Genomic DNA, 6,282 nt, shown 5'->3' with positions numbered 1-6,282 from the left:
GGGATTATGAGGCCGGTAACCGCCATTATCAGCGGATCGCTGAAACTGGCTTTGAGGTTAGCAATCCAGTTGGCGGGAATCTGTACATCATCGTCGGTATAGGCAATAAGATCGCCGGTAGCAGAGCGGGCGCCCGTATTTCGGGCAATGTCAAGCCCTTTCCTGCTTTCACGCACATATTTTACGGCCGGAAATTTACGCGTCACCTCCAGGGTGGCGTCATCATCCGGTGCATTATCAATGACCAGCAGTTCAAAATCCTGGTCGGTGCATGATAACAGGGATTGCAGGCAGATGGCGAGTGATTGGGGCCGGTTGCGGGTGCAGATCACTACAGATAAGCTCCCACCAATATTGACTATTTGTAATGAAGAGCCCTGCTTCTGGTAATAGTCTAATGCCGGTTGGATAGCTGCCCGGAGCTTTTCACGAGCCTCTTCCGGCTGATATATCCAGGCATGCCCCAAAGGGATATTATTCCACCAAACAACCACATACTGATGCCCGGCAGTGAGTGCCAGACTATCCAGTTCCGTGAGCTGAATGTGAGATATTTTATACAACATTTTGCTGATTTAAAATCACGGGAAAATCAGGGCGCACATACCCCATCCATTTCCCGAACCACGCAGTATTTTCCCGATAGTCTTCCATATTAAAAGATAGACAAGATTCAAAATAGAAAAGACGCGTGGTAGTATTTTTTACAAATGCGACGGATAAATAATAGGCGCCATCGTTCAGGAAATTACCTGGTATGTGGCATTCGCCGCTGATGAGGCCGGGTTGAAAGGGGGCTCCTTTTGAAGCTACATCGAAAATGCATTCGCCGGCCATATTAAACAGGTGTATTCCGGCGATCAGGCTACCGGGATCTGGATCGGTATACCAGCATTCAAACCGGATAATAAAGGGAGTACGGATATCGAACAATTCCGTATCATATTGCAGGGATATTTTCTTTATCCTGATATAATCGTTACCTGGTGCTGCATCAGGCGTATCGTATTCCTGGTGAAGATAATCCGATTGCAGGTTTTTCAGATAGCTGCCAATTACCTCTGCTGGTTTACCTTCATTGATGAGCTGACCTTTATGTAAGGTGATCACGCGGTCGCAAAGATTGAGCAGGGCCTGCGTATTATGGCTTACAAACAATACTGTTCTTCCTTTGCGACCGGAAATTTCTTTCATTTTACCCAGGCATTTCCGCTGAAATTCCACATCGCCAACAGCCAGCACTTCGTCCACTACCAGGATTTCCGGATTAAGGTGAGCCGCCACTGCAAAGGCGAGTCTCATATACATACCGCTGGAATAACGTTTTACCGGCGTATCGATGAACCGTTCTACGCCGGAAAATGCAACAATTTCATCGAAACATGCCTGAATCTCCCGTTTTCTCATGCCCAGGATATTCCCGTTCAGAAAGATATTCTCGCGCCCGGAGAGTTCTCCATGGAAGCCTGAGCCCACCTCCAGTAAACTGGCTATCCGGCCCCTCCCAAATACCCGTCCGGATGTAGGGGCTGCAATACGGGAAATGATTTTCAGCAGGGTTGACTTACCGGCGCCATTATTGCCGATAAATCCCATCACTTCTCCCTGGTTTACCTCGAAGCTCACCTCTTTTAACGCCCATATCAGGTGATTTTCTGACGGCTGCTTCTTCATCCAGTAGCGGATATCTTCCCGCAACCGGCCGGCGCCGGTAGTCCCCAGACGATAAGATTTGGAAATATTTTCTGCTTTGATGGCGATCATATCACATCCATTACTTTTAATTCATGTTTTTTAAATAAGGTGATACCTACCAGCATCAGCAACAACACTTCCACACAGCTAAAAAGCAAATGCAGGATATACACTGGTTCATTGGAAAAGAATGCTGCCCGGAAAGTTTCTATCACTGGTGTAAGCGGATTAAGCCATAACAAAATCTGGTATTGCTCCGGCACAATGGATGCGGGATATACCACCGGGGTAGCGAACATAAAGAGCCGCAACAGAAACTGAAGGGTATAATCCAGATCCCGGTACCGGGCAGTGAGTACACTCACAATCAACCCGGCTCCCAATCCGAAGCCGGCGGCAATCAGCAGCAATAGCGGCGTTAATAAGATATAATAAGTAGCCGTGATTCCTCCCTGGTAGCAGTAATACAAGTATATAAAAATAAATAACAACAACTGGATAGCGGTTCGCACCGTCTGGGAGATCACACTGCTGAGAGGAACGATGAGCCGGGGAAAATACACCTTGCTGAAAACATTGACATTTTGCAGGAAGGTATACATGGTACCATTCAGGCAATCTGAGAAATAGCTCCAGAAGAGTATACCGGAAAGATAAAAGAGAATGGGCGGAATTCCGCTGGTAGAGATCTTTACTATTCTTCCAAAAACCAGGTAGTATACCAATGTAGTCAGCACAGGTTGCATAAATACCCAAAATGGGCCCAGTAAGGTCTGTTGGTAATTCGCTATCAGGTCTCTTCTGACAAGCCGCAGGAGCAGGTCTTTATAATGCCAGATCTCCGACAGGTGCCACTGAAACCACTTTGTGCCGGAGTTGATTTCCCAGTCCCAGGCGTCTTTATTTTCCATTGGTCGAATTGCTTTATATCGTTAATACGCTGCCGGAGCTTTGGTTTACACCTTCTTTTTATGACGGAGGATTGTTTCATCAATCCGGTCCAGCACCCTGGTATCCACCGTTGGATCAAATTTTCTTGCGAACAAGCGGCTGCTGGACTGCAGGCTGCTCAGATCTGCCATTGTAAGTATTTTGGGATGCGCTCCTCCATTTGATCTGTCTATATACCGGTAATTATCATTGACAATTTGATCCCTGAAAGGGCTGTTCATCAGGATGGTGTTTATCAGAAATTCATCCGGGGCCCAGGTATGTTTGAAAAAGAAACGATGGTTACTTTCCACCAGGGCTTTATGCAGATATTCAGCTGCCGCGGAACTTATCGTCCAGTAAGCAGCGAGAGGCCCTCCGTAAAGCTGTACCGGTAGCGATAAATTTCTTTCCGGCAGCAGGAATGAAAGGATATTTTCCAACCGGTGCTTCCCTTTAAAATTATAATCGATGAGGTGATACCTGGTAATACGTCGAATGGCCGCATCCCACCAGGGGGAAGGTGGTGTTTCCGAGGCCAGAAAAGAGAGTCCCGGGTGAGCATCGAAAAAAGCGTATATGTCACCGGCTGGTTTAATGGGGTAATCCTGTCCGCTCAGGAGATTGATACAATCATAGGAACGGCCACTCGATAATATGGCATCGAGCGATGCTTCAATAGCTTCCACCTGGCTGTATCCAGCCCAATTCACATTTTTCCGGCCTGTCACAAACCAGGTATTAGGCAGTGTTGACAGATATTCGAAGGGAAAAATATCGACCTTTTTGTCCAGGTGCAGGTAAAAATCGAATTGTGGATGATCTAAACTCTTGATCATCCTCGCCGCCAACCCCGGATATCGATGCAGGATAACTATATTGGCCATTCTCATAATAGTGCAATCAGTCTGTTTACTATACCCATAAATATAGTCTATGTACTAAAAGTACTAAGATTATCTCTTATATACGTCTCTGCTGGTCATTGATACTAAACCGATACCTGTATTCTGAAGTCTATACCCCAAATTGTCTTAAATGATGATCCGCATGTTTATAAGCGAAAACACCTATTTGTTCTGTTGTCATTTTACCAAAAAAGTCATGAATAAATGCCGGATTTGAATAATGTTCGCATGCTGCCACCAGGTTAATCCATATTTTTTTCTGCTGCTCCACATCACCTCCTTTCTCTCGTACGGCTTGTTTTCCTGCCGGCATATTCTTCTGCATGGGCTTGTCGTCTTTGGTATTACTTTTCAACGCCATTTTCCCGAAGATTTTCCCCAGCAATTCCTGCTTGTAGGTAGGATTATTTTTCCCTATTATCCATTCAAACCATATGGTACAGTGTTTTGTCATCTGCCACACATCCATCTTCCCCCATTGTGCTTTGCTATGCTCGTTGAGGGCATTAATTCTGTCTATTAGTTCGGTCCTCGTTGGGTGGTCAAATATTGACTTCATGGCTAAAGTTATCAATGGACTGTAATGAGAAAAAGTTCCCGGAATCATCTTTAAAAAGGGCTTCGGTGCCATAGAATTCTTTGGTAGGAGGTTTTATGAACACGACTCCTTTTGTTTTCAATTCTTCATAAGTGGCAAAAATATCCTTACAGGTAAGTACACCACAGCCAAATACGCCCTGTTTAATCAGTTTAATCAGCATATCCGCTGTTTCCTGTGGGAACATCTTACTCACTTTTACCGGGAAAAGGACCAGTTGCAGGTCAGGCTGCTCAGGCGGAGATACGGTTAGCCAGCGGGTATCCGCTCCCATAGGGATATCATCTACCACCTTAAATCCCAGTTTATTTACATAAAAATCGTAGGCACTGTCTTGATTCAGTACGTGAATATTAGTCACTGTCATTTTAGTAATCATAGTCTTCGTTTTTTTTCTGAAACAAAGATCAACAACTACTCAAATATTCACCTCTTCAAAATTGCTATTTTTCCAGCCATCCATGTTGATAGGCATAACAGGTAGGTACAAACGACAAAGGTCGTTCACTAATTTGCTTTTTCATCTCTTTATGGCGCGCTGCGTAGGCGGAGGGGGATTCTCCGACTACTTTTTTAAACAGACCACTAAAGGTGGTCAGGCTTTGAAAGCCCACCGAAAAACAGCTATCGGCAACAGTTTTACCTTCTTTTAGCAATTGCTGTGCTTTCTCTATTCTTACTGATTTCAGATACTGGTGAGGGGATTTCCCGTAGGCGGACTTAAAAAGCCGGATAAAATGAAATCTTGAGAAATACGCTTCATCGGCAATATTTTCCAGGTCTATTTCATCTGCGTAATGGCTATCAATAAATAGTTTGGCCTGAACAATACGGATATACAGATACACCCGTGGATATTCGGGGGTAATCGTTGCTTTATTGTCTATATTTTTATGGGTATTACTCATAACGTTCCTGACTATTCGAATATACAATAATACCATGAAATGGCCTGAAATTCGGGGGCCATCACCGATAAGTCAACCACTGCAGCCCCAAAAGCCCTTTATGTTTTTCAATATGGAAAGTATCTCCTTTTTCATAGCGTGCGTATTCCGGTTCGGTCATATGTTGCGCCTGAAAACCACCATTGGCTTCCAGCAATAAAAGATGATACTGATGCTGAGGGTAGGTCGTTTCCTTTTTATCCAGTATCAGATAGGTGGTATTATCAAATTCAATCTTTTTATATCGCCAGTTATCGCGGGGGCGGCGATAGGTTTCCTGGTTTACTTCCATCCATTGTGCAGGTGCAGCAATGCTGTCTGCATGGATCAGATCAAAGTAAAAGATATCTTCTCCGGGGCCGCCATCTTCGGCCTGGGCAGTTACATAATACTTTCTTGCTAAAAGATATTTTTCTATTACAGGATTTGAAAAATCGGATACATAATTCAACGTGAGTAGAAAAGTCAGTACATAACAACACAATCCACTCCAAAAAACGCCTTTGCTCATTACCGGAGTGGGATCACCGGCAAACAAATAAGTATAAATAATAGCGGGTATAAAAATACTAACGGAGAGAGATAAAAAAGGAGATTGATATATCGATAAAACATGAAACAGGATGAATCCGTACAGACATGGCGTCAACAGGTCCAGCAGAAAATTATACATATTATCCGGTGGATGATTGAAATAACAAAGAAGATGTCTTGCTACCGATACAGTAAATAAAATGACCAGGAGGTATATAAACCAGGGTGATAGCGGATCTGTATAGAGTAAATAAAGGCCCAGTGCTACTCTCGCAATGGCCAATAAAATACTACTGATCGGGATAATCCCGGTTGGGTTTACAAATGTTTTATTTCGCCGGCTACGCATATCAGATAGGTTAACTGTCAGTTTTTCTTTCTTCTACAATTTAGCACTTTTGTCTAACATCCAATTATAAAGGGCATCCAAAGAGTGTAGTGCCCCCAAAAAGTTAGACACTTTTTGGGGGCACTACACATGGGCGCCTTTTTATGCAGCACATCGCACAACGCTTATCTGGCCATCTTTCCCTCGTATTCTCTTCCGGGTGTGATCATATACTCTCCTCCTGCAGCCTTAAAGTATAAGGTATTCCTGCCCGCCTCCACATTTACATTAAAGTCAAGACCGCCGCCTACTACATGCCAAAAGCCAGGTTCCAATCCCGTT

Annotated in this window: 8 protein-coding genes; all 8 read right to left on the bottom strand. The window is 44.2% G+C overall.

What is annotated here, in order from left to right; translation table 11 throughout:
* The coding region (locus VIP81_RS19630) for a glycosyltransferase family A protein (RefSeq protein ID WP_331965011.1) at positions 1-566 on the bottom strand (566 nt) is incomplete at its 3' end.
* Entirely contained in the window at positions 556-1,764 is a 1,209-nt protein-coding gene (locus tag VIP81_RS19625; protein WP_331965008.1) for an ABC transporter ATP-binding protein, read from the bottom strand. The genes VIP81_RS19625 and VIP81_RS19630, both read right to left, overlap by 11 nt.
* Positions 1,761-2,606 (bottom strand): ABC transporter permease, encoded by an 846-nt coding sequence (locus tag VIP81_RS19620; RefSeq protein WP_331965005.1) that lies wholly within the window; start codon positions 2,604-2,606, stop codon positions 1,761-1,763. The genes VIP81_RS19625 and VIP81_RS19620 overlap by 4 nt, the downstream gene beginning before the upstream one ends.
* A 45-nt stretch (positions 2,607-2,651) precedes the next feature.
* The gene (locus VIP81_RS19615) at positions 2,652-3,512 is read right to left on the bottom strand and encodes a beta-1,6-N-acetylglucosaminyltransferase (protein WP_331965002.1); all 861 of its coding nucleotides are present in this window, start codon (positions 3,510-3,512) and stop codon (positions 2,652-2,654) included.
* A 130-nt stretch (positions 3,513-3,642) separates the two neighbouring features.
* Entirely contained in the window at positions 3,643-4,092 is a 450-nt protein-coding gene (locus tag VIP81_RS19610) for a DUF1569 domain-containing protein (RefSeq protein WP_331964999.1), read from the bottom strand.
* The gene (locus VIP81_RS19605) at positions 4,076-4,510 is read right to left on the bottom strand and encodes a VOC family protein (protein ID WP_331964996.1); all 435 of its coding nucleotides are present in this window, start codon (positions 4,508-4,510) and stop codon (positions 4,076-4,078) included. The genes VIP81_RS19610 and VIP81_RS19605 overlap by 17 nt, the downstream gene beginning before the upstream one ends.
* 64 nt (positions 4,511-4,574) lie before the next feature.
* Positions 4,575-5,039 carry an AraC family transcriptional regulator gene (locus tag VIP81_RS19600; RefSeq protein WP_331964993.1) on the bottom strand — a complete coding sequence of 155 codons (465 nt, stop codon included), beginning with the start codon at positions 5,037-5,039 and terminating at the stop codon, positions 4,575-4,577.
* Between the two features lie 61 nt (positions 5,040-5,100).
* Entirely contained in the window at positions 5,101-5,961 is an 861-nt protein-coding gene (locus VIP81_RS19595) for a hypothetical protein (protein ID WP_331964990.1), read from the bottom strand.
* Positions 5,962-6,282 lie beyond the last annotated feature (321 nt).

The sequence above is a fragment of the Chitinophaga sp. genome, from assembly GCF_036566945.1.
In the GTDB taxonomy this organism is placed as follows: Bacteria; Bacteroidota; Bacteroidia; order Chitinophagales; family Chitinophagaceae; genus Chitinophaga.
This window is presented reverse-complemented; position numbering and strand designations above follow the sequence as displayed.

What these genes read in the sequence shown, in the direction of transcription:
- VIP81_RS19610 (WP_331964999.1), bottom strand. Translation starts at nt 4,092, where the DNA reads ATGAAGTCAATATTTGACCACCCAACGAGGACCGAACTAATAGACAGA.
- VIP81_RS19605 (WP_331964996.1), bottom strand. Translation starts at nt 4,510, where the DNA reads ATGATTACTAAAATGACAGTGACTAATATTCACGTACTGAATCAAGAC.
- VIP81_RS19615 (WP_331965002.1), bottom strand. Translation starts at nt 3,512, where the DNA reads ATGGCCAATATAGTTATCCTGCATCGATATCCGGGGTTGGCGGCGAGG.
- VIP81_RS19620 (WP_331965005.1), bottom strand. Translation starts at nt 2,606, where the DNA reads ATGGAAAATAAAGACGCCTGGGACTGGGAAATCAACTCCGGCACAAAG.
- VIP81_RS19625 (WP_331965008.1), bottom strand. Translation starts at nt 1,764, where the DNA reads ATGATCGCCATCAAAGCAGAAAATATTTCCAAATCTTATCGTCTGGGG.
- VIP81_RS19595 (WP_331964990.1), bottom strand. Translation starts at nt 5,961, where the DNA reads ATGCGTAGCCGGCGAAATAAAACATTTGTAAACCCAACCGGGATTATC.
- VIP81_RS19600 (WP_331964993.1), bottom strand. Translation starts at nt 5,039, where the DNA reads ATGAGTAATACCCATAAAAATATAGACAATAAAGCAACGATTACCCCC.